This is a genomic window from Dechloromonas hankyongensis (assembly GCF_022012295.1).
In the GTDB taxonomy this organism is placed as follows: Bacteria; Pseudomonadota; Gammaproteobacteria; order Burkholderiales; family Rhodocyclaceae; genus Azonexus; species Azonexus hankyongensis.
In genome coordinates, this window is sequence record NZ_JAKLTN010000002.1 from 142,264 (window position 1) to 164,373 (window position 22,110).

The following is a 22,110-nucleotide window of genomic DNA, read 5'->3' on the forward strand; positions in this document are numbered from 1 at the left end:
CGGTGAGCGATACGTTAAACCACACCCGGCGGACCCTGCTCAAGGCATTGCTGACCGGGGCCGCATGCGGGCTGTCGCCGATGGCTTTTGCCGAAAAAAGCCGGCATCTGGTCGCCGGCCAGTCGTATCAGGGCGGGCGCATCACCCAGCGCGCCAACGAAGCCGGCTTCCCCGACCCCAACATGGGCGGTATGGGGGCGATGACCCTGTTCGTTTTTCCGGTGGCGGTGGCGGTCACGCCGATGCGCGACATTTTCATCGCCGATGCCGGTCTGCAGGCCATTTTCCGCTACGACCCGATGCTCGACGCCATGAACACGATCCGCGGCGTGCGGGTGACCCAGCAGACCCGCCTGGCCGCCGCACCCGACGGCACGATCGCCGTCGCCAATGGCATGAGCGCGCCTATGGTCCGGGTCAGCCGCACCGGGCGCCTGTTGCAGACTATCGACGCGCAGCTCGGCGGCGGCGTGTTCTATGACGAGGTCGTCGTCGATGCGGGCAGTGGCCGCTATTACGGCCTCGACAAGGTGCAGCGTCGTCTCGAGGAAATCATGCCACACGGCCGGGGCGGCGTCGTCATGCCGCAGGGCCTGATCCCGGAACAGCCGACGGCCATGGCCATGGATGGTCCGAACATCTACATTGCCGGACGGGCGTGCCAGTGCATCGCCGCCATCGACACTTTCGGTTCGCGCAACATGGAAGTGATGGCCGAGGATATCGGCCAGGCCACGGCGCTGGCCGCCGGCGACGGCTGGCTGGCCGTCGCCGACATGCGCGAACGCGAGATTCGCTTGTGGCGGCAGGGGGCTTTGCTGGCCGAAGCCGATTTCGCCTCGCTCGGCCTGAACGATCCGCGCGGCATGTCCATTGCCCAGCAGACCCTCTATGTGGCCGACGGTGCCGGTCGTCGGGTGGCCTCCTTCCGGCTGCGGGCATGAGGTTAGTCGCTGCCGTATTGCTCGCTCTATTGCTGGCCGGGTGCGCTTCCGAGCCGCTGGTCATGCGTTTCGATCCCGGGCAGGTGACGGCCGGCAAGAAAATCTATTTTCCGCCGCTCAGCGATGAAGAGGTGCCGCGTTACGTCTATGTCGGCGAGCTGACCGGCGAGCAGAATTTCGTCGAGCGCGAGGGCAAGAAGAAAAACGTCTTCATCGAAGCCTTGAAGTGGATCGCCGGCCTGTTCGAAGGGCAGGAGGCGGTCGTCCTGCAACGTCCGCAATCCGGCGTGGTCGACGAAAACGGCCGGATCCTGATCACCGATGTCAGCCGTGCGGCGGTTTTCGTGTTCGACCCGGCCAACGGTCGCCTCGATGTCTGGGAATTCGCCAAGGGCTACCGCCGCTTTGCGTCGCCGACCGGCATCGCCCTCGGCCCGGCGGGAAGGGTGTTTGTCGCCGATGCCGACCTCAAGCAGGTCTTTTCCCTCGATCCGCAGGGCAACGGTACGGTGGTCATCGACTCCGGCGTGCTCGAGCGTCCCACCGGCCTGGCCTGGGACGCCAAGGAAGGCCTGCTCTACGTTTCGGATACCCAGGCCCACCAGATCAAGGTCTTCGACATGACCGGCCGGCAGGTGAGGACCATAGGCAGAAGGGGCGAGGGGCCGGGCGAATTCAATTTCCCGACCTTCCTGTCCCTGTCGCGCGACCGCCTGGTCGTTTCGGACACGATGAATGCGCGGGTCCAGCTGATTCCGCTGGACGGAAACGGCACGCCGGAAATCGTCGGCGAGCGCGGCACCATGATGGGCAATCTGGTGCGCCCCAAGGGCGTCGCCGTCGATTCCGAGAACAATCTCTATGTCATCGAATCGTATTACGACCATCTGCTGATTTTCGATGAGCGGGCGCGGTTTCTGCTTCCGATTGGGGGCGCAGGCAAGACGGCAGGCAGTTTCTACCTGCCTGGCGGCGTTTGGATAGACCGGGGCAACCGGGTTTTTGTGGCAGATACCTTCAATGGGCGAATTTCCGTGTTTCAGTTTCTGGGGGGCGTAGGGGAGCATGGCGATGAGTGAGCGTCGGCTGTCATCGCGCGCGGCGCAGTTGGCGCTGTATTTCTGCGTTGCCGTCTTGGTGCTGTTCCGCTACGGCCTGGATACAGTGCAGGCGGCACGCATTTCCGACATCCGGGGGACCAAGCACAATCTGTCCGCGGCTACCGACAATTCCGCCTACACCAATCCGACCGCCGGGGCCGGTTCGGTGCCGACCCGCAACATCAAGGCCAGCACCGAAACGCAGATTTGCGTGTTCTGCCATACGCCGCACGGCGGTTCGACATCGCGCGCGCCGTTGTGGAACCGCAAGGCGGCCGGTGCCGGGTATACGCAGAGCTACGTGATGTACGACTCCAGTACGCTCGATGCCAAGCAGGTCCAGAACACCATGAACCAGCCGGGCGGCAGTTCCAAGCTCTGTTTGTCCTGCCACGACGGCACGGTCGCCGTCGGCAACGTCAATGTGCTCAACGGGCTGGACAAGAGCGGGCAGGCGCAAGGGACGGCCGTGATTGCGACGTCCGGCGGCACCACCATGCCGACCGGTTCCGGGACGGATTCCGGCTTTACCCGCTACCTCGGCACCGACCTGACCAACGACCATCCGATTTCCATTTCCTACAATGACACGCTGGCGGCGCGCGATGGCGAACTGCGCACCCCGAGCCTGAACCCGACCCTGATCGGGGTGCGGACCACGACGTCGAAGCCGAAGCTCAAGCTGGAAACGACCGGCGAGGCCGGCGCCAATCTGGCCCAGATTCAGTGTGCGACCTGCCACGATCCGCACATCCGGGAGACCGACACGACGGTGGGCAACCAGAAATTCCTGCGCCTGAATCGCTTCCAGCATCAGGATCCGCCGAGCGTCAGCGGCTACAACACGACCGACAACGCCGGCGACATCATCTGTCTGGCTTGCCATGACAAGGGCGGTTCGGCGTGGGCCTTCTCGGCGCATGCCAATTCGCTGGTGGCCAACGAGTTGTACAGCGACACCCATGCCGATCGCCGCGAATTCCCGCGCAATCTGCCGGTCTGGAAGGCCGCCTGCCTGAATTGCCACGATACCCATTCGGTCGCCGGCACGCGCCGCCTGTTGCGCGAAGGCACCAACGAGGGGGTGTTGACCAGCGCCGCCGCGAAGCCGGGCGGGAGCAATACCGCAGCGCTGGAGGAAACCTGCTACCAGTGCCACGACGGCGGCACCAACGGCACGCTGCAGGCCAACGTGACCGTGCCCAATATCCGCTCGGATTTCCTGCTCGCCCGCCGCATGCCGATCACTACCGCGGCGCAAGGCACCACCGGCGGTGGCGGCGGCAATGCATCCGAGCCGCACGACATCAACAGCAATTTCAGCAACGACTCAGCCTTCATCGACTGCTCGACGGCCGGCTCGAAGTGCGGCAAGGACTTCATCGAGCCGCGCAGCAAGCTCGGGCTGGGCAATCTGAACAACCGCCATGTCGAATGCACCGACTGCCACAATCCGCATCGCGTCATCAAGGCCCAGAACGGCCTGCCCGGGGCGCTTGGCGTGGGCAATACCAACGATACGGTGGCCGGCCGGAATACCGGGGGCGGCGCCCACAAACACACCAATGCCGCCGGGTACACGCACAGCAACATCATTTCCGGCGTGCTGCGCGGCTCCTGGGGGGTCGAGCCGAGCTACGGCAGTGCCTCCTTCCACGCCCTGCCCACCGGTTATACGGTCAAGCGCGGTGATCCGGGGGCCAGCAGCAGTACCTTGGTCAGCGAAACCTATGTGACGCGGGAATACCAGATCTGCCTCAAGTGCCACTCCGATTACGGTTACACCGACAACAACAGCCATGTCAGCACCGGCGGCAACCGTCCCATCCTGAATTCCGCCAGTGGCGGTACGCCGACGACGACCAATGGGCTGACGATGTACACCAACATGGCCAAGGAGTTCCAGGCACCGATTGCCCATGCCGGCGAACCCTTGAACGTCGGCACTGACGGCGGCTGTGTCGATGCGAACTGCAACAACAATAATCACCGTTCGTGGCATCCGGTGATGGCCGCCACCGGGCGCACGACCGCGGCGCGCGGCATGACCGGCAACCCCTGGCTGACCCCGTGGAGCAATGCGGTGGGCACCCAGACCATGTACTGTACCGACTGCCACGGTTCCGGCGTCGCGGCGAACCAGTCGGTCATCCCGGACAACAACAATCCGTGGGGGCCGCATGGCTCCAACAACAACTTCATCCTGAAAGGCGTGTGGGGCAACGGCATGGGGGCGACCGGGCGCGATAGCGGCGAGACGGCCAACATGCTGTGCTTCAAGTGCCACGACTCGAGCAACTACACGACGCGCAACGATACCGGGCGCAAGTCCGGCTTCTACGGCGGCGGCAAGGGCAACCTGCACAACTACCATATCGACCGCATCCAGAAGCTGTACTGCACCTGGTGCCACGTCGCCGTCCCGCATGGCTGGAAGAACAAGGCCCTGCTGGTCAATCTGAACGACGTGGGCGAGGAGGCCGGTCTCGGAGCCGGCAGCAGCAAGGAGGTGGCGATCAACGGCAACGGCTCCTACTATTTGAAAGAGCCGTACTACCTGTATTCCAAGCTGAAAGTGAACACCTTTGCCGCCAGCGGCAGCTGGTCGGATACCAATTGCGGTTCGCGCAGCAAATCCGGAGCGAACCTGATTACCAGCGCCAATGGCGCCAGCGCTTCGAATACGACCGGTACCGGCAAGAACTGGATGACCAGCACGTGCAGCGGACCCAGCAACTGAAGCTCGGCGAGCGGGGCTTCCTGCCCATGCTGGCTTCGCTCAAGCTGACCTTGATCATCTTCGTTTTTCTCGGGGGCAGCATCGTGCTGGCTTATTTCAACGAGGTGCGGACCAGCCCCTGGTTGATCATTTCGCTGTCCCTGCTGTCGATCAACCTGCTGGCGGCGATTGCCACCAATCGCCATTTTCGCCGGCAGGCGCCATTGATGATCTTCCATCTCGCCTTGCTGGCGATCGTGATCCTGATCGCCGTCGGCCGGCTGACCTATTTCAAGGGGCGGGCCGAGGTGGTCGAGGGAGAATCGTTTACCGGCGAGTTCGTCGAGGTCGATGCCGGCCCTTGGCACCCGCTGGGCGTCGATCAGGCCGCCTTCACCAACCTGGGAACCCGTATCCGTTACGCCCCGGGGCCGGTCCGCCTGGGTACCGAAAACCGTGTCGGCTGGATGGACGAGAACGGGAAGGTGCAGCAGGCGGTGATCGGCGACCATACGCCGCTGATCCGCAACCATTACCGTTTTTACGCCAACTGGACCAAGGGTTTTGCCCTGATGTTCGGCTGGCAGCCGGAGCGGGGCGAGCCCATGCGCGGTTCGGTCAATCTGCCGAGCTACCCGGCCAATGCACTGACCCAGGCGCGGCAGTGGTCGCTGCCGGGGAGCGCCGAGCCGGTGTGGGCCGCATTGCAGTTCGACGATGAGCCGGTGCCCGAAGCGGGGGGCGAGTTCCGCCTGCCGGCCCGTTACGTTGTGGTCGTCCGCCAAGGCCAGCAGCGCTGGGAAATTCCCGGCGATCAGGGTATCGTCCATCTCGATTTGCCGGGCGGGCGCCTGACTTATCTGGGTTTGCGCACCTGGATGGGCTATCAGGTGGCTTGGGATCGGACCATGCACTGGTTGCTGGGCGCCGCGGCTATTGCCGTGCTGGCTTTGGCCTGGCATTTCTGGCGGAAGTTTACCGCCCGTCCCTGGAACGCCTGAGCCGAGATCGGCTTGGGATAAGGCTGGCATCGGGCTTGCATGGATTGTCCTGTTTTTGAGAATTTTTCCAGGAGTGGGAATTGGATTTGATCGGAGAGTTGCGCATCCTGTGGGTCGCGGTCGTTGCCTATGTCCTGGCCGGCAGCATTGCGATCTTCGGGGTGCTGTTGAAGAAAAGGCCGGAGCGCACGGTGCTCGGCCTGATGGTGGTCGGGCTGGTCCTGCACACCGTGGCTATCGGGCTGCGCTGGCAGCGCCTCGATCACGGCCCGTTCGTGACGATGTTCGAAATTCTGTCGAGCAACGTGTGGAGCCTGATGCTCGCCTTTTCGATCGCCTACTGGCGTTTGCCGGCCATACGCCCGGTGGCGGCCATCGTGATGCCCATCCTGTTCACCATGATGGGCTGGCTGATGACGGTCAGTCCCGGTGAAACCCATCTGCCGCCGACCTATCACACGGTCTGGCTGTTCATCCATATCGGCTTCGGCAAGGTGTTCCTGGGGGCCGTGCTGGTCGCCGTCGGCTTGTCCGGTGTCATCCTGATCCGCCGCGACGGTCGTCCCGACGCCTGGTTTCATCGCCTGCCGGAGAGCGCTCGCCTGAGCGAGCTGTCGTATCGCTGCATGGCCATCGGCTTCGTTTTCGAGACCCTGATGCTGATCGCCGGGGCGATCTGGGCGCAGGACGCCTGGGGCCGTTACTGGGACTGGGACCCGCTGGAAACCTGGGCCTTCATCACCTGGCTCATTGTCGGCATCTCGCTGCATGCCCGGCTCACCTTCAACCTGTCGCCGCGGCTGGGCGCCTGGCTGGTGATCGGGGTGTTCGTCGCCGCCTTCCTGACCTTCTTCGGCGTTCCCTTCCTGTCCCAGACGCCGCATCAAGGAGCGGTGTGACCTGATGCGCGCCACCGTCTCCTGCACACAGGCCGCGATTTCCCCGGCCTTCGAAGCCGCCGAACGCCAGGGCGCGGTTTCCGGGGCGTTGTCGGCGGCCTGGTGGTTGCTGGCCTTGCTCGCCCTTGGGGCGTCGACGCTATGTGCCGTGGTGCTGGTCGTCGCCCGCACGCCGTTTCTCGGACTGGGGGCGGAATTTTTCCGTAGTGCACTGGTGCTCCACGTCGATTTGGCTGTCGTTGTCTGGTTCCTGGCCGTGGCCGCCGGTTTGTGGCTGACCGCGATGCCGGCGGGCGGCGGCGTGCTGTCGCGGATGGCGCGCGCCGGCGTCTGGCTGGCCGGACTCGGGGTGCTGGCGATGGTGCTGTCGCCGCTGGACGGGCAGGGCGTGCCGGTTCTGGCCAACTATGTTCCAGTGCTTGATACCCCGTCGTTTTACATCGGCCTGGGGACTTTCCTGTCCGGCGTCGGCTTTACCGGCGTGGCCTGCCTGCTCGCGCTGGCCGGCGAGGCCATGGGCAGCGCCCGCCGCCCACCGTCCGACGGCGGACGCTGGGTTATGGCGGCGGCCATCGTGGCCTTCCTGTCCGCCCTGGTGATTTTCGTGTTGGCCGCGCGCGGCGGTGCCGGCGAGGTGTCGCTCGATACGCGCCTGTGGGGCGGCGGCCATCTGCTGCAGATCGTCCATACCCTGATGTTGATGGCCGCCTGGCTGCATCTCGGGCGTCCGGCGCTGGGCCGGGTGTCCTTTCCGCGGCGTTGGGTATTCTGGCTGATCGCGATGGAATTGCTCGCCGTAGTGGCCGATCTGCTCATTGCCCTGGCCTTTCCGGTAGATAGCCTTGCCTATCGCCGCGGCTTCACGCTGGTCATGCGCTGGCTGACCTGGCCGGCGCCGCTGGCCTTGGCGGTGTGGCTCGTCTTCGGCTATGCCCGCCTGGCTCGCCGAGATGGCTTGCGCTCACAGGATTTCTGCCTGCTCGGCTCGATCGCGCTATTCGTCCTCGGTTGTCTGGTCGGTGCCGCCATCCGAGGCGAAACGACGACGGTCCCGGCGCATTATCACGGCACGGTCGGCGCCGTGACGCTGGCCTACATGACCTGGGCGCAAAGCCGGCTGTCGGGCATCGCCAGGGGGTACTGGACGAGCCGCCTGTGGCGCTGGCAGCCCCTGGTCTATGGTCTGGGCATCGGCCTGATGGTGGTCGGCCTGACCTGGGCGGGAACCTTGGGGGTGCCCCGCAAGTCGCCGCATGCCGAAACGGTCATGGCCGACGGTGTGCATCATGTGGCCATGGGGCTGGCCGGTACCGGCGGCCTGCTGGCGACGGTCGGCGCGGCGGTGTTCGTGGCAGCCATACTGCTGGCCCTGGGCCGGAAGCGGATCACTTGAATGGGAACAGACGCATTGCTCGATCAAAAATCATTCCTGGCCGGTGAGCGCTGGGTAGTCGCCTTGCTTGGTGCTGTCGCGGCGCTTGTCGCACTGGCGCTGTTTTTCGGTTGGGAAAAATCTCCGTTGAGCGGCAAGCTGCAGCCCGAGCAGCACGTCGAACGCAAGGTCAAGGACGAACTGGACCGGCGCTTCCGCGACGGCGTCGCCTTGCTCCAGGCCAAACATTACGACCAGGCGCTGACTGCCTTCCATCGCGTGCAGCAGCTCAACCCGCAAATGCCCGAGGCTCACGTGAACGCCGGCTTTGCCTTGCTCGGGATGGGCCAGTACAAGGCGGCTGCAGACTTTTTCGATTCGGCGACGACCTTGCGGCCGGACCAGATGAATGCCTATTACGGACTGGGCGCCGCGTTGCAGGAAATGGGCGACAAGTACGGGGCTTTGCAGGCGATGGAAACCTATCTGCACCGCAGCCCGCCCAATGACCCGTTCCGCCGCAAGGCGGAGTCGGCGATCTGGGAACTGCGCGAGGAACTGGCCAAGGAGCGGCCGCCGGTCCAGACCGAGCAGGTTCCGCATCGCCGCAGCAAGGAAGCGGATAGCAAGCCATGAGGTTCTATCATTTCGCGTCGCCCGCCACCTTCTACCCGCTGGCCGGCAAGCTGATTCCCTGGTTCGCCGCCGCATCGCTCGTCTTCGGCCTGGCCGGCCTCTACCTCGGCATGCTGGTCGCCCCTACCGACTTCCAGCAGGGCGAGGGCTACCGCATCATCTTCATCCACGTCCCGGCTTCCTGGATGTCGATGTTCATCTACCTGGTCATGGCCTTCTGGGCTGCCATCGGACTCGCTTTCAACACCCGGCTATCGGGCATGATGGCCCAGGCCCTGGCGCCGACCGGCGCCCTGATGGCCTTCCTGTCGCTCTGGACCGGCGCCCTGTGGGGGAAGCCGATGTGGGGTGCCTGGTGGGTGTGGGATGCCCGTCTCACCTCCGAACTGATCCTGCTCTTCCTGTACATCGGCTACATGGCGCTGACTGCCGCCATCGACGACCCGCGCCGCGCCGACAAGGCCGGTGGCCTGTTGCTGCTGGTCGGCGTGGTCAATGTCCCCATCATCTATTTTTCGGTCAAGTGGTGGAACACCCTGCACCAGGGCTCCAGCGTCAACCTGACCAAGTCGTCGATGGCCACCACCATGCTCTACGGCATGCTGCTCATGGCCCTGTGCTTCTGGATGTATTCGGTCGCCGTCGCCTTCATGCGTGTGCGCACCATCATGCTCGAACGCGAGCGGCACACCGACTGGGTCAAGGCCGAACTGGAAGGGGCCGCCCGATGATCTACTGGAACAGCCTGTCCGACTTCCTGGCCATGGGCGGCTATGGTCTCTACGTCTGGGGCTCCTTCGGCGTCAATGTGCTGATCATGGCCGTTGAACCGATCGTCGTCGCCCGCAATCAAAAGGCCACCAAGGCCCGTCTGAAGCGCCAGATCCGCGCAGAAAGTAGAAGCGGCGACTGAGCCGGCGTACTTGGGGAGGCTTTCCCGATTTCGGGAAACTCTCCCGGGATTGGTAGCGGATCCAGTACGCTACGGTCGGATGCATCGGCCAGGGTGTCCGAAAATTCCTACCCAGTTGTGCCTTTCCAAGGCCACGCCGGGAAGTGGACTAACTTGGAACTGATCTTGCTTGAATGGGAATAATTCCATTTGGAGCAGATTCATGATTCCAGAGTTGGGGCATCTTGCCTTGATCGTTGCGTTGTTTGTGGCTGTCGTTCTCGGCGTATTGCCGCTGGCCGGCGTCCTGCTGCGCAACAGTCGCCTGATGGCGCTGGCGCGCCCGGCCGCCTTCGCCCAGTTTGCCGCGGTGGCCTTTTCCTATGCCTGTCTGCTGCAAGCTTTCCTGAACAACGATTTCTCGGTGCGCTATGTCGCCGAGCATTCCAACACCCTGTTGCCGACCTTCTACAAGGTGGCGGCGGTGTGGGGCGGCCATGAAGGTTCGATGCTGCTGTGGGTTCTGATTCTCACCGTGTGGACCGTCGGCGTGGCGATTTTCAGCCGCCGCCTGCCCGACGACATGGTGACCACCGTACTGTCGGTGATGGGCCTGATCGGCATCGGTTTTCTCGCCTTCCTGCTATTCGCCTCGAATCCCTTCGAGCGCCTGCTGCCGGCCGTCGGCGAAGGCCGCGATCTGAATCCGCTGCTCCAGGACCCGGGCATGGCCTTCCATCCGCCCATGCTGTACATGGGCTACGTCGGCTTCTCGGTGGCCTTCGCCTTTTCCATCGCCGCGCTGATCTCCGGCAAGCTCGATGCGGCCTGGGCGCGCTGGTCGCGGCCGTGGACCACGGTGGCCTGGGTGTTCCTGACCCTCGGTATCGCGCTGGGTTCGTGGTGGGCCTATTACGAACTGGGCTGGGGCGGCTGGTGGTTCTGGGACCCGGTCGAGAACGCCTCGTTCATGCCCTGGCTGGTCGGCACGGCACTGATCCACTCGCTGGCGGTCACTGAAAAGCGCGGCTGCTTCAAGAACTGGACGGTAATGCTGGCGATCATGGCTTTCTCGCTGTCGCTGCTCGGCACCTTCCTGGTCCGCTCCGGGGTGCTGACCTCGGTGCATGCCTTCGCCACCGATCCCAAGCGCGGCATTTTCGTGCTGATGTTCCTGGCCATCGTCGTCGGCGCCTCGCTGCTGCTGTTCGCCTGGCGGGCGCCGAAAGTCGGTCTGGGCGGCGCTTTCCACATGTTCTCGCGCGAGTCGCTGTTGTTGGTCAATAACGTGCTGCTCACCGTGGCCGGCGCAGCAGTTCTGATCGGCACGCTGTATCCGCTGTTCCTTGATGCGCTCGACCTGGGCAAGATTTCGGTCGGCGCCCCGTATTTCGAAAGTATTTTCGTGCCGCTGATGGCGCCCATGGTGCTGCTCATGGGGCTGGCGCCGTTCGCCCGCTGGAAGGCGGCGTCGCGCAGCGATTTCCCGCTGACCCTGTGGGTCGGAGCCTTCGTTGCGCTGGCGGCGGCCATCGCCGTGCCGATGATCATGGGTCAGTGGTCCATTCTCGCCGCCTTCGGCGTCTTCCTCGGCACCTGGGCCATTACGGCCAGCCTGCTCGTGCTGTGGGCGCGGGCCGGTTCCCTTAACGGAGCAGGGCTGTCCCGGCTGGCCGGCATGACCCTGGCCCAGTGGGGCATGGTCATGGCCCATGTCGGGGTCGGCGTGTTCATCCTCGGCGTCACCTTCGTCAAGGCCTACGAGACCAACAGCGACGTCAAGATGAGCGTCGGCGATACGACCACTGTCGGCGGTTATGTCTTCGCCTTCCGCGGCATCAACGAAGTCAAGGGGCCGAACTACATCGCTGCCCGGGCGCGTATCGAAGTCAGCCGCAACGGCCGCATCGACCGCATGATGGAGCCCGAAAAGCGCATCTACACTGTGCAGCGCATGCCGATGACCGAAGCGGCCATCGATACCGGCCTGTTCCGCGACCTGTATGTCTCGCTTGGCGAACCGATCGACATGGACACCTGGGTCGTCCGCGTCCAGTACAAGCCACTGGTCGACTGGATCTGGTGGGGTTGCCTGCTGATGGCGCTGGGTGGTGTCCTGGCCGCTGCCGACCGTCGCTATCGCCTGTCGACCAAGGTCAAGGCCGCCGACCTCGCGTTCTCGTCGGCCAAGGCATGAGGATGGCCTGAGCATGCGCAGATTTCTTCTTCCGCTGATTGTGTTCGTCGTGCTGGTCGGTTTTCTCGCCGTCGGCCTGCGCCTCAATCCGCGCGAGGTGCCGTCGCCGTTCATCGGCAAGCCGGCGCCGCAATTCACGCTGAGCCAGCTGCACCAGGCGGAGAGCAATTTTTCTCCCAAGGACTTGCAGGGGCAGGTGTGGCTACTCAATGTCTGGGCCTCGTGGTGCGTCTCCTGCCGCCAGGAGCATCCGGTGCTGGTTGAATTGTCGAGGCATAACATCGCGCCGATCATCGGCCTCGACTACAAGGACGAGCGCGAGCCGGCCAAGGCCTGGCTGGCCGAAAACGGCGACCCCTACCGGTTTTCCATCTGGGACCGCGAAGGGAAAGTCGGTATTGACTATGGCGTTTATGGCGTGCCGGAAACCTTTGTCATCGACAAGGCCGGCGTGGTCCGCATGAAACACATCGGACCGCTGACCCAGACCGTGGTCAGCCAGAAGATCATTCCGTTGGTGAAGGAGTTGAACGGTGCGTAAATTAATAGCTGTTGCCCTGCTGATCTTCAGCTGTGCCTTTTCCACCGCAGGGGAAGCGCAGCGGATCGGCGAAGATCCGGTCCTCGAAGCAAAGGTCCAGTCCCTGGCCGAGGTTCTCCGTTGTCTGGTCTGCCAGAACCAGAATCTGGCCGACTCGCATGCCGATCTGGCCATCGACCTAAAGAACCAGGTGCGCGATATGCTGCGCCAGGGAAAGAGCGAGAAGGAGATCATCAATTACATGGTGGAGCGTTATGGCGACTTCGTGCTGTATCGTCCGCCTTTGAAGACGACGACCTGGCTGCTGTGGGGTGGCCCATTCATGCTGTTCTTCGGCGGCCTCGGCGGTCTTTTCATCTTCCTCCGACGCCGTCGGGGACAGACCGAAGCGCCGCTGGATGATGCCCAACGGTCGACGGCGGCCCGTCTACTGCAAGGTTAATTTCGAGAGAGTCCAATGAGTCTGTTTCTGGTAGTTGGCGGCCTGTTGCTGGTCGGTGTTCTGGGGGCACTGCTTTATCCCTTGCTCAAGCGTCAGCCGGGGGATCGCGACGGTACGACCGGGCAGAACGAGCTCAACCTGATCGTGCTGCGCGAGCAACTGGCTGAACTCGATCGCGATCTCAAGGAAGGGCGCATCACCGAGGAAAGCGGCCGCCAGGCGCGCGACGAGCTGGAGCGCCGGGTACTCGATTACACCGCCGACGCGCCGGCAGTGGCAAGCAGCGGCGGCCGCAAGGTCAAGCTGGCCGTCGCCCTGGCGGTGGCCTTCCCGATTGTGGTCGGTGCCTTGTACTGGACCTTGGGCGCGCCGGACTCCGTGGTTCCGGGCAACAAGGTCGCTGCCGGCAAGGATGGCCAGCACGCCTTGTCGCCTGAGCAGATTACCGCCATGGTCGAACGCCTGTCCCTGCGCCTGCAGGAAAACCCGAACGACGGCGGCGGCTGGTTGATGCTCGCCCGCTCCTATGCCGTGCTCGGGCGTTATCCGGAATCGTCGGCCGCCTTCGGCCGCGCAGTGTCGCTGCTGCCTCCCGATGCGCAGAACTTCGCCGATTACGCCGACATCATCGCCATGTCGCAAGGGAAGCGCCTGGCCGGTGAGCCTGAAAAGCTGGTCCAGCGCGCGCTGGAAATCGATCCGCGCAACGTCAAGGCGCTGGCCCTGTCCGGCACCATCGCTTTCGACCGCCAGGATTACGGCCAGGCGATCCAGGTCTGGCGGAAAGTGCTCGCCCTGGTGCCCGAAGAGTCGGCCGCTGCGGCCGGGATTCAGGGCAGCATCCGCGATGCCGAGAATCGCCTGGCGATCTCCGGCAAGCAGGCGGCCGAAAGCGCCAAGCCGGTCGGCGACACGCCGGCCGCTACGGCCAAGATCGGCGGTACGGTCGAACTCGATCCCAAGCTGCGGGCGGCGATTAAGCCGGGCGACACCTTGTTCGTCTTTGCCCGGGCGGTGAATGGTCCGAAGATGCCGGTGGCCATGCTGCGCGCCAAGGCAGGCGAGATGCCGATGACTTTCGCCCTCGACGACAGCATGGCGATGGCGCCGCAGTTCAAGCTGTCGACCGTTGGCCAGGTCGTGGTCGGTGCCCGGATTTCAAAGAGCGGGGACGCACTGGCGCGGGCCGGCGACCTCGAAGGAATGTCGCCCCCGGTTTCGGCTGGGGCCGGCAATGTTAAGATCGTCATCAATTCCATCGTGCAGTAACGGCGCCTGATGTAGATCCGTTCGTCTTCCGGGGCGTTTCCTGCTGGTGGGTGTGGAGTCCATGACATGTCAGGGAAATGTACGGTTTTGGTCGCGCTGCTGCTTGCTGCCGGCGGCTCCGCGGCGCTGGCCCAGAACGCCAACAAGGCACTGCTCGACGAAAGCCGGACGGCGGCGAATCAGATCGTTAGCCAGGTGCGCAGCGAATTGATGAAGGAACTGGAACGGACCGGCCCGGTCCGCGCCATCACAGTATGCAAGTACAGCGTGCCGGAAATCACCTCCAATATTTCCCGGCAAACCGGCATGCGCGTGACCCGGGTCGCGCTGCGTCCGCGTAACCGCGCCCTGGGTGAACCGGATGTCTGGGAGCAGCGCGTTCTTCTTGATTTCGAGAATCGTGTGGCCAAGGGTGAGAAAGCTGATGGCCTGGAATACCACGAAGTGGTCGAGGAACCGGCCGGGCGGGTATTCCGCTACATGAAAGCATTGCCCATGGTGCAGCCGTGCCTGCTTTGCCACGGGCCAAGCAACCAGATATCGGAAGGCGTGCGGACCTTATTGGCTACGGAGTATCCGAGCGACAAGGCAGTCGAATACAACCTCGGGCAGGTGCGCGGTGCCGTTTCGGTCAAAAAAGCCTTCTGACCCATCTTTCGTCTCCCGCCGTCGATTTTGCCTGCAGGCCTGGCTGCTGCCGCTGCTCGCCGCCTGCGGCAGGGCGGGGCGCAGTCCCGGGCCGCAGCCCGGGATGGCCTTACCGGCCGTCGAACTGCCTCTGCTGAATGGCGGGAATTATCTTTTTACGGAAAAATCAGCCCCCTGCCTGATCAACTTCTGGGCGACGTGGTGTCCACCCTGTCGGGCGGAAATGGCCGCTCTGAACCGCCTGTACGCCGATTACGCTGGGCGCGGCCTGGGCGTGATTGCCGTTTCGGTCGATGAAGACGCCCATCTGGTCCGCGAATTCGTCAGGACGGAGGGGCTGGCCTTGCCGATCCTGCTCGACCGGGGAAGCAGGCTGGCGTCATCGGCCTTTGGCGTCAGCGCTTACCCGACCAGCTTGCTGGTCAATGGCCAGGCGCGCGTCAGCGCGGTCTGGCTGGGCGAGAGGGACTGGGACGCGGCCGGGGTGCGCACCGCGATCGTTCAGTCACTGGGGGGCTGATGGCCTGCCTTATTTGCCGGATTCGATGATGCTGAGGGCTTTCTTGGCTTCCGGATGGCCTTGGGCGGCGGCCTTGCGCATCCAGCGGGCGGCTTCGGTCCGGCTGTCGATCACGCCCTTGCCGGCCAGGAACAGCAGCCCGAGATGATACTGGGCGTCGGCATGCCCGGCACTGGCGGCCTGGAAGTACCAGGTGGCCGCTTCACGGTCAGGATCGGGTACGGTTCTTGCGGCTTGGTTGCCGAAAAGATAAGCAGACCCCAAATGAAACATTGCATCGGCAGAACCCTGGCTGGCCGCCTTTTTCCAGTAGAAAATCGCCTGCTTCTCATCTTCGGGAACACCCTGTCCCATATAGTAGAGCATGCCCAGGCGATACTGAGCGGTGGTGTTGCCGGCAGCGGCCAAAGGCATCAGCAATTGTGCGGCCTGTTTCGGTTGTCCGGCATCGATGGCCTTGATGGCGTCGGCCAGCGAATCTGCAGCGGCGGTGTGCGAAAGCGTGACAAGCAGTGCGAAGATAAAGGTACGTACCCACATAGTCAGTTCAATGGCTGTTTTTCTATCGTTTGGTTGAAGATTGCACTGCAGCATTTCAGGTTCGATACAGTCCAATCTGGGTGTCGAATGTTTTGAGCAAGAATCAGGCCGTATTTTGCGGAAGGTCGGGAAAGTGGCAGAAAAGGTTCCGATGATAGAGCGCAGGAAGCACCGGGAAAGCTTGCCCCTGCTCAATTCCTTGAGAGGGAAGGGGTGGCTGTTTACCTTCTTGCTGGCCATTTACTTCTCCATTGTCACCTTGGTCATCGCCTTCGAGCGTAAGACGATGCTCGATTCCGTTGCGTTGCTGCAGAGCATCAATGCGCGCGAGGAATACTTGGTCGGACTCAATTACGCCGTTTCGCGCGCCGTCATTTCCGTCAATGAAAACTATTTTGCCCCGGATGTCGAGGCTTCGGGGAAGATGCTGGCCCTCGAAGTCGAGGCCCTGCTGCCCGGCTTGTCCCGGCTGCAGAGCGCCTACCCTGAACTGACCGAGTCGCGGGTCACGCTTGAACGCATGGTCAGGGAATTGGTCGAGGAGCCGTCGCGGGCCTCCATTGCCGATCTGCGCGCCGCCATGCACCGGATGGTGCTGGCCCTGGACCGGGTCACGGTAGACGTGGCGGCCAAGAAGACCATGTTCGCCGAGCAATATCACAGTTCCTTCGAGCGCCTGACCACGGAGTGGCTGTCCTTCGGCGGCCTGGCGCTGATTCTGGTGGCCGTAGTGTTCAAGGTGTTTTTCCGGGGCCTGGCCCTCGATGTCGAACGGGTGCGCCGGCACGCCACCCGCGTTCTGCGCGGCGAGCCCAGTTCGAAACTGGTGCATAAGCGCAAGGATGAGCTGGGCCTGCTGATGGATGCGGTGAATTCGATGCAGGACGAACTGGCCCGTCGGGAAAGCGAACTGGAGCTGACGCGCCAGCAGAGCTTCCACAAGGAGAAAATGGCGGCAGTCGGCTCCCTGGCAGCTGCGGTGGCGCATGAAATCAACAATCCACTGTCGGCCATCGTCGGCGTCGCACAGGCCATGAACAGCGAATGCCAGGATACCGGCTGTTCGCGCTACGGCGAGCAGTGCCACCCCGAAATGATTCTCGAGCAGGCGACACGGGTCATGCATATCACCCGTCAGATCAGTGAATTTTCGGTGCCGCAGTCGCAGGATGCGGAATTGACCGATCTGAACAGCCTGCTGCGCAGCACCGCCAATTTCGTGAAATTCGATCGCCGCTTCCGGCGCATCGATCTGGTGCTGGAGCTCGACGGCAACCTGCCGGCCGTCGTCCTGGTCGCCGATCACATGGTGCAGGTGGCGATGAATTTGCTTATCAATGCAGCTGACGCACTGGGCAGCATCGAAGGGCGTTCGCCACAGATCCGCCTGGTGACCAGTTGCGACGAGCAGTGGGTGTCGGCGAAGGTGATCGACGACGGTACCGGTATCCCGGCGGAAACCTTGCCGCACGTTTTCGAGGAACGGTTCACCACCAAGGGCAAGGGCAGAGGGAGTGGTCTGGGTCTGTCGGTATGCCGCTCGCTGATCATGAAGGCGGGCGGGACGATAGAGATCAGATCCGAAGAAGGGGTCGGTACCGAAGTGGAAATAAGGCTGCCCGCACCGGTTCTCTAGGGGCGCCCAGTTGTTGGGACAATAACAGGAAGAGGCAAGAGCGATGCATGTACTGGTAATCGATGACGAGGCGGCGATCCGCCAGATTCTGGCTTCGGCGCTGACCAAGGCCGGCCATTCGGTCGACACGGCCTCCGGCGTCAAGGAGGCATCGGCCAAACTGGTGCGCGGCGATGTCGATGTCGCCTTGTGCGACATCATGATGCCCGACGGCAATGGCGTGGAACTGGTGCGCAGTTTCCGGGGCAGCGGTATCGATACGCAGTTCGTCATGGTGACGGCCTTCGCTTCGATGGAAACGGCGGTCGAGGCGCTGCGCGCCGGGGCGACCGACTACATGGTCAAGCCGATACGCAACGAGGAGTTGCTGCACCGCATCGAGCAAATCGGCTCCATGCGCGGCCTGAAGGCGGAAAACCAGGCACTGCGCCAGATGGTGGCCCGCGAGCGCGGCGTTTTCCACTTCGGCTCGCGCTCCATGGTCGAGATGGAGCGGCTGGTGTCCAAGGTGGCGGTCACCGACAGCACCGTCTTGGTGACCGGCGAGAGCGGTACCGGCAAGGGGGTGACGGCGCGCAATATCCACGAAATGAGTCCGCGCAGCGAGTTTCCGTTCATTCCGGTGAACTGCGGCGCCATTCCGGAAAACCTGCTCGAAAGTGAGTTCTTCGGCCATGCCAAGGGCGCCTTCACCGGCGCCGACCGGGCGCGCAAGGGCTTGTTCACGCAGGCCGACCGCGGCACGCTGTTTCTCGACGAAATCGGCGAATTGCCGCTGCACATGCAGACCAAGCTGCTCCACGTCATCGAGGACAAGGAAGTTCGCCCCTTGGGCGGCGAGCAGGTGCGCCGGGTCGATGTCCGCATCGTCGCGGCGACCAACCGCAATTTGGCCGAAATGGTCAAGGAAGGGCGCTTCCGCGAGGATCTCTACTTCCGCCTGGCGATGTTCCATATCCACATCCCGCCGCTGCGTGACCGCAAGGAGGACATTGCCCGCCTGATCCATTTCGTGTTGCAGAACCTGGCGGCCGGTCACGGCAAGAAGGCGCTGGAACTGGATCCGATCGCCGAGGAAATCCTCGTCGAGTTTGGCTGGCCGGGCAACGTGCGCGAGCTGGAAAACGTCATCAACCGCGCACATATCTTGGCCGACGGCGAGCGGATAACATTAATGGACTTGCCGCCGGACATCGCGCGCTCGGTGCAAAAGCGCGAGAGTCCGGGCATCGAAATTGCTTCGAATGTCGGACTGCGTGAGCAATTGCGCCGACTGGAGTCGGAAATCATTGCCCGGGCATTGCGCGATGCGGGCGGCGATCGTCGTCTTGCCGCGCAGAAACTTGATATTGGACTGTCCAGCCTGTATCGGAAGCTGGAAGAAATGGAAGCGAACAGTGTCGGATAAAGCGGTGATCGGAAAGTCGCCCATGATGGTTCTCCGGGCTTGGTGCCTGGCGGCGGGCGCCTGCTTGCTGGCCGGCGGGGCGGTCGCCGGGCCGGAGGACGATTACCAGGCCGGCCTGAAGAGCTATCGCAACGGCGACATCGTCGGCGCGATGACCCCGCTGCGCCAGGCATCTCTGGAGGGACACGCCAAGGCGCAGGCTTTGCTGGCCGAGATTCTCGACCGCACCGATTTTGACGACGATGCCATTGCGCTGTATCGCAAATCGGCCGCACAGGGCGATCTGGACGGCATGTTCGGGCTCGGCGTGATGACCGTTTCCGGCGAAGGGACCAAGAAGGACGTGCTGGGTGGCCGCACCTGGATATTGAAGGCCGCCGAATCGGGGCATGTCCTGGCCATCAACGCCATGGCCCAAGGCTATCTGAAGGGCGAACTCGGCTTAACCGAGGCGGACCGCAATACGCCGGACGCGCTGCGCTGGATTAAACGGGCCGCCGAGAACGATTATCTGCCGGCGATCGACGCGCTGGCTGCGGCCTATTCCAGCGGAAATGCCTTCGGCCTGCCGGTCGACCGCGCCTTGTCGGAGCAATACCAGGCCCAGGCGAATCGCATCCGCAACGTCGATCCCGGCAAGGGCAAGAAAAAACAGCGGCGGATCTAGCAAGCGGCAAACGGGTCAGGAGGCCATGATGAGAAAAACGATGCGAATGATGTTGGTCGCAGTGCTGGTGACGGGGGCCGCCGGGACAGTCTCGGCCGCCAACTTCGTCCAGGGGCAGCAGCTCTACCAGATGCATTGCGCAGCCTGCCACGGCGGGCGCGGCGAGGGCGTCATGCCGGATGCACCGAAATTCCGCATGGGCGAGCGGCTCGATCAGCCGGATATGATCCTGATGCAGTCGGTAAAATCCGGCAAGAAAACCATGCCGCCATTCTTCGGCATACTGCAGGACGCACAGATCCTTGATGTACTGGCTTACGTGAGAACTCTACGATGAAATTGAAACAACTGTTGTGCGCTACTGCCGTCCTGGTACACGGGGCCTTCCACCCGGTGCTGGCCGCCGAAAAAACGGGCGTGCGGGTGGTCGATTCCTTCGAGGTCGGCGACAACGTTTACGTTCGGGCGTTGACCGTCGAAAAGGGTAGCAACACCCTGTGGGTGGGCACCTCGGTCGGCGCGCACGAGATCGACCTGAAGACGAGCAAGCCGCGCAACACCTTTACCCGCCAGCAGGGGCTTGCCAACGAGTACGTCTTCGCCGTCGGCATCGATACCGAGGGCTACAAATGGTTCGGCACCAATGCCGGCGGCGCCTCGCGCTACAAGGACGGCAAGTGGAAAACCTATTTCCCGATGCACGGGCTGGCCGACTACTGGATCTATTCCTTCGCCAACGACAAGGCGGGCAACCTGTGGATCGGCACCTGGGCCGGCGTCAATCACTACAACGTCAAGACCGGCAAGTTCAAGACCTACGTCAAGGAGCTGATCAACGAGTGGGTCTATGGCCTGTCCGTCGATAACGACGGAAAGGTCTGGTTCGGCACCGAAGGCGGCGTGTCGATGTACGACGGCAAGCGCTGGCGCTCGTGGACGCACAAGGACGGCCTGGGCGCCGACAACGTCAATAACCTGCAGGCCAGCGCCAATACCGGTCTCGGAACCCGTTCGCGGCATGACCTGACCACTCAGGTCGAAGGCCTTTCCTCCTATAACCCGAACTACACCTTTTCCATCCATGCCGCGCCGGATGGCGTCATCTGGGCCGGAACCTGGGGCGGCGGCGTGTCGCGTTATGACGGCAAGCGGTGGACCAACCTGACCACCCAGGACGGACTTGCCGGCAACATCGTTTATTCCATGGCGCAGGACGACAAGGGCGTGTTCTGGTTCGGGACCGACAAGGGGCTGTCACGCTATGACGGCAAGACCTGGAAGAACCTGGGCAAGGCCGACGGCCTCTTTGATACGCACGTCTATGCGGTGACGGTGGCGCCCAACGGCGATATCTGGGCCGGTACGAAACGAGGCGTGGTGCGTGTAGCCCCGCAATGATCATGCAGCAGAAAGGCAAGCAATGACTATTTACCCAGCGCTGAGAAAGCTCGGCCCGATCGCCGCCGGCATCGCCATCTTCGTTCAGGCCGGACTGGCCGCAGCCGGCCCGGCGACGCCGGCCGCTCCCGTCCATCCACCGATGAGCGGCGCGGCCCAGCATCCGCCCATTGCGCCGCAGCCGCAGGAACGCGAAGGCAAGGTGACGGTCGATCCGGCCGCCAAATTCACTCATTTCCGCGTGGGCAACAAGAACGTCAAGGCGATTTACCTCGAAGGCAGCGTGGTCTGGGTCGGTACCTCGGGCGGCGTGGTCCGCTACGACACCAAGGACGACAGCTTCAAGCTCTTCGACGCCCGCAACGGCTTGCTGTCCAACGGCATGTTCTACGTCGGCCGGCTCAAAGGCATGCTGGCGGTCGGCACTTACGGCGGCGGGCTGTCGCTGCTCGACGAGAAGACCGGCCAGTGGAAGAACTACAACATTCCGGACGGCCTGGGCGACGCCTTTGTCTATGACGTGATCACCGCCACGAACGGCGATATCTGGATCGCCACCTGGTCGGGCGTGAACCGCATCCGCGGCGGCAATCTGGACGATCGCAGCAAGTGGGATCTGTATACCGTCGAGAATACCAAGGGCGGCGTCCCCAACGACTGGATCTACGGTCTGGCCGAAGGCAAGAACGGGGATATCTGGCTGGCGACCGAAGGCGGCATGGCTCGCTTCGCCAACAACAAGTGGGAAAACTGGAACCACGCCAAGGGCCTGGGTGCGCCGTACGCCAAGGTCAAGGACGCGATTGCGTTCAAGAACGATCCGGGCAAGCAGTCGACCCACCACGCCAAGCAGAAACAGGAAATGGGCCTGCAAAACGTCGACGTGGCCTATAACCCGAACTACGTCGTGTCGCTGGAAGTCGATAAGCAGGGCACCGTCTGGGCGGGGACCTGGGGCGGCGGCCTGGCCCGTTTCGACGGCAAGCGGTGGACCAATTACACGACCCTCGAGGGCCTGCCCGGCAATCACATCTTCATGCTGCACGTCGATAACACGGGCAAGCTATGGATCGGCACCAACAACGGCCTGACCTCCTATGTGCCGGAGACCGGGAAGTTCGCCAAGGCGATGACCACGGCCGACGGCTTGTTCGCCAACAACGTCTTCGCCATGGGTTCATCGGCGAAGGGCGATCTGTGGGTCGGCAGCTTCGGCGGCGTGGCCCACTTGCGTTCCGGCCAGAAATAACTGCCCGGCCTGCGCCGGTGGGCTCCGCCTGC

At 63.2% G+C, this 22,110-nt stretch carries 22 protein-coding genes; 21 read left to right on the forward strand and 1 reads right to left on the reverse strand.

The window, feature by feature from the left end; translation table 11 throughout:
* The first annotated feature begins 2 nt into the window (after positions 1 to 2).
* From LZ012_RS09165 to LZ012_RS09235, 15 genes are all read left to right on the forward strand, one after another.
* Complete coding sequence (locus tag LZ012_RS09165; protein ID WP_275709962.1) at positions 3 to 944, forward strand: NHL repeat-containing protein; 942 nt, start codon at positions 3 to 5, stop codon at positions 942 to 944.
* Positions 941 to 2,023, forward strand: coding sequence for a 6-bladed beta-propeller (locus LZ012_RS09170; RefSeq protein ID WP_275709964.1), 1,083 nt, complete (start codon positions 941 to 943; stop codon positions 2,021 to 2,023). The genes LZ012_RS09165 and LZ012_RS09170 overlap by 4 nt, the downstream gene beginning before the upstream one ends.
* The gene (locus LZ012_RS09175; RefSeq protein ID WP_275709966.1) at positions 2,016 to 4,784 is read left to right on the forward strand and encodes a cytochrome c3 family protein; all 2,769 of its coding nucleotides are present in this window, start codon (positions 2,016 to 2,018) and stop codon (positions 4,782 to 4,784) included. Before LZ012_RS09170 ends, LZ012_RS09175 begins: the two co-directional genes overlap by 8 nt.
* Positions 4,763 to 5,764 (forward strand): hypothetical protein, encoded by a 1,002-nt coding sequence (locus LZ012_RS09180; RefSeq protein ID WP_275709968.1) that lies wholly within the window; start codon positions 4,763 to 4,765, stop codon positions 5,762 to 5,764. The genes LZ012_RS09175 and LZ012_RS09180 overlap by 22 nt, the downstream gene beginning before the upstream one ends.
* An 80-nt stretch (positions 5,765 to 5,844) precedes the next feature.
* Positions 5,845 to 6,663 carry a cytochrome c biogenesis protein CcsA gene (gene ccsA, locus LZ012_RS09185; protein WP_275709970.1) on the forward strand — a complete coding sequence of 273 codons (819 nt, stop codon included), beginning with the start codon at positions 5,845 to 5,847 and terminating at the stop codon, positions 6,661 to 6,663.
* Positions 6,664 to 6,667: 4 nt separating this feature from the next.
* Positions 6,668 to 8,056, forward strand: a complete 1,389-nt coding sequence (locus LZ012_RS09190; RefSeq protein ID WP_275709973.1) for a heme-copper oxidase family protein — start codon at positions 6,668 to 6,670, stop codon at positions 8,054 to 8,056.
* Entirely contained in the window at positions 8,057 to 8,671 is a 615-nt protein-coding gene (locus LZ012_RS09195; RefSeq protein ID WP_275709976.1) for a tetratricopeptide repeat protein, read from the forward strand.
* Positions 8,668 to 9,402: a heme ABC transporter permease CcmC gene (gene ccmC / locus LZ012_RS09200; RefSeq protein WP_275709978.1), complete on the forward strand. Its 735-nt coding sequence runs from the start codon at positions 8,668 to 8,670 to the stop codon at positions 9,400 to 9,402. Before LZ012_RS09195 ends, ccmC begins: the two co-directional genes overlap by 4 nt.
* Entirely contained in the window at positions 9,399 to 9,584 is a 186-nt protein-coding gene (gene ccmD / locus LZ012_RS09205; RefSeq protein WP_275709980.1) for a heme exporter protein CcmD, read from the forward strand. The genes ccmC and ccmD overlap by 4 nt, the downstream gene beginning before the upstream one ends.
* Before the next feature lie 202 nt (positions 9,585 to 9,786).
* Positions 9,787 to 11,760 (forward strand): heme lyase CcmF/NrfE family subunit, encoded by a 1,974-nt coding sequence (locus LZ012_RS09210; protein WP_275709982.1) that lies wholly within the window; start codon positions 9,787 to 9,789, stop codon positions 11,758 to 11,760.
* A gap of 13 nt (positions 11,761 to 11,773) precedes the next feature.
* Positions 11,774 to 12,301, forward strand: coding sequence for a DsbE family thiol:disulfide interchange protein (locus LZ012_RS09215; RefSeq protein WP_275709984.1), 528 nt, complete (start codon positions 11,774 to 11,776; stop codon positions 12,299 to 12,301).
* On the forward strand, positions 12,294 to 12,743 hold the full coding sequence (locus tag LZ012_RS09220) for a cytochrome c-type biogenesis protein (RefSeq protein WP_275709986.1): 450 nt from the start codon (positions 12,294 to 12,296) through the stop codon (positions 12,741 to 12,743). The genes LZ012_RS09215 and LZ012_RS09220 overlap by 8 nt, the downstream gene beginning before the upstream one ends.
* 15 nt (positions 12,744 to 12,758) lie before the next feature.
* Positions 12,759 to 14,012 (forward strand): c-type cytochrome biogenesis protein CcmI, encoded by a 1,254-nt coding sequence (gene ccmI, locus LZ012_RS09225; RefSeq protein WP_275709988.1) that lies wholly within the window; start codon positions 12,759 to 12,761, stop codon positions 14,010 to 14,012.
* A 66-nt stretch (positions 14,013 to 14,078) separates the two neighbouring features.
* Positions 14,079 to 14,660 carry a Tll0287-like domain-containing protein gene (locus LZ012_RS09230; RefSeq protein WP_275709990.1) on the forward strand — a complete coding sequence of 194 codons (582 nt, stop codon included), beginning with the start codon at positions 14,079 to 14,081 and terminating at the stop codon, positions 14,658 to 14,660.
* 103 nt (positions 14,661 to 14,763) lie between these two features.
* Positions 14,764 to 15,180, forward strand: coding sequence for a TlpA family protein disulfide reductase (locus tag LZ012_RS09235; RefSeq protein ID WP_275709992.1), 417 nt, complete (start codon positions 14,764 to 14,766; stop codon positions 15,178 to 15,180).
* Positions 15,181 to 15,189: 9 nt separating this feature from the next.
* Here the strand turns inward: LZ012_RS09235 and LZ012_RS09240 are convergent, their stop codons facing one another.
* A complete protein-coding gene (locus tag LZ012_RS09240) occupies positions 15,190 to 15,960 on the reverse strand; it encodes a tetratricopeptide repeat protein (protein WP_275709995.1) in 771 nt (256 codons plus the stop codon).
* Between LZ012_RS09240 and LZ012_RS09245 the strand changes: the two genes are divergently transcribed.
* Genes LZ012_RS09245 through LZ012_RS09270 form a run of 6 tightly spaced genes read left to right on the forward strand, consistent with a single transcriptional unit; the run spans position 15,950 to position 22,078 of the window.
* On the forward strand, positions 15,950 to 17,356 hold the full coding sequence (locus tag LZ012_RS09245) for a sensor histidine kinase (protein WP_275709997.1): 1,407 nt from the start codon (positions 15,950 to 15,952) through the stop codon (positions 17,354 to 17,356). The two genes, LZ012_RS09240 and LZ012_RS09245, sit on opposite strands and share 11 nt — an antisense overlap.
* Before the next feature lie 43 nt (positions 17,357 to 17,399).
* Positions 17,400 to 18,764, forward strand: coding sequence for a sigma-54-dependent transcriptional regulator (locus LZ012_RS09250; RefSeq protein ID WP_275709999.1), 1,365 nt, complete (start codon positions 17,400 to 17,402; stop codon positions 18,762 to 18,764).
* 22 nt (positions 18,765 to 18,786) lie between these two features.
* Positions 18,787 to 19,431, forward strand: a complete 645-nt coding sequence (locus LZ012_RS09255; RefSeq protein WP_275710002.1) for a tetratricopeptide repeat protein — start codon at positions 18,787 to 18,789, stop codon at positions 19,429 to 19,431.
* A 28-nt stretch (positions 19,432 to 19,459) separates the two neighbouring features.
* The gene (locus tag LZ012_RS09260) at positions 19,460 to 19,768 is read left to right on the forward strand and encodes a c-type cytochrome (protein ID WP_275710004.1); all 309 of its coding nucleotides are present in this window, start codon (positions 19,460 to 19,462) and stop codon (positions 19,766 to 19,768) included.
* Positions 19,765 to 20,829: a ligand-binding sensor domain-containing protein gene (locus LZ012_RS09265; protein WP_275710006.1), complete on the forward strand. Its 1,065-nt coding sequence runs from the start codon at positions 19,765 to 19,767 to the stop codon at positions 20,827 to 20,829. The genes LZ012_RS09260 and LZ012_RS09265 overlap by 4 nt, the downstream gene beginning before the upstream one ends.
* Positions 20,830 to 20,851: 22 nt before the next feature.
* Positions 20,852 to 22,078, forward strand: a complete 1,227-nt coding sequence (locus tag LZ012_RS09270; protein WP_275710008.1) for a ligand-binding sensor domain-containing protein — start codon at positions 20,852 to 20,854, stop codon at positions 22,076 to 22,078.
* The last annotated feature ends 32 nt before the right edge of the window (positions 22,079 to 22,110 follow it).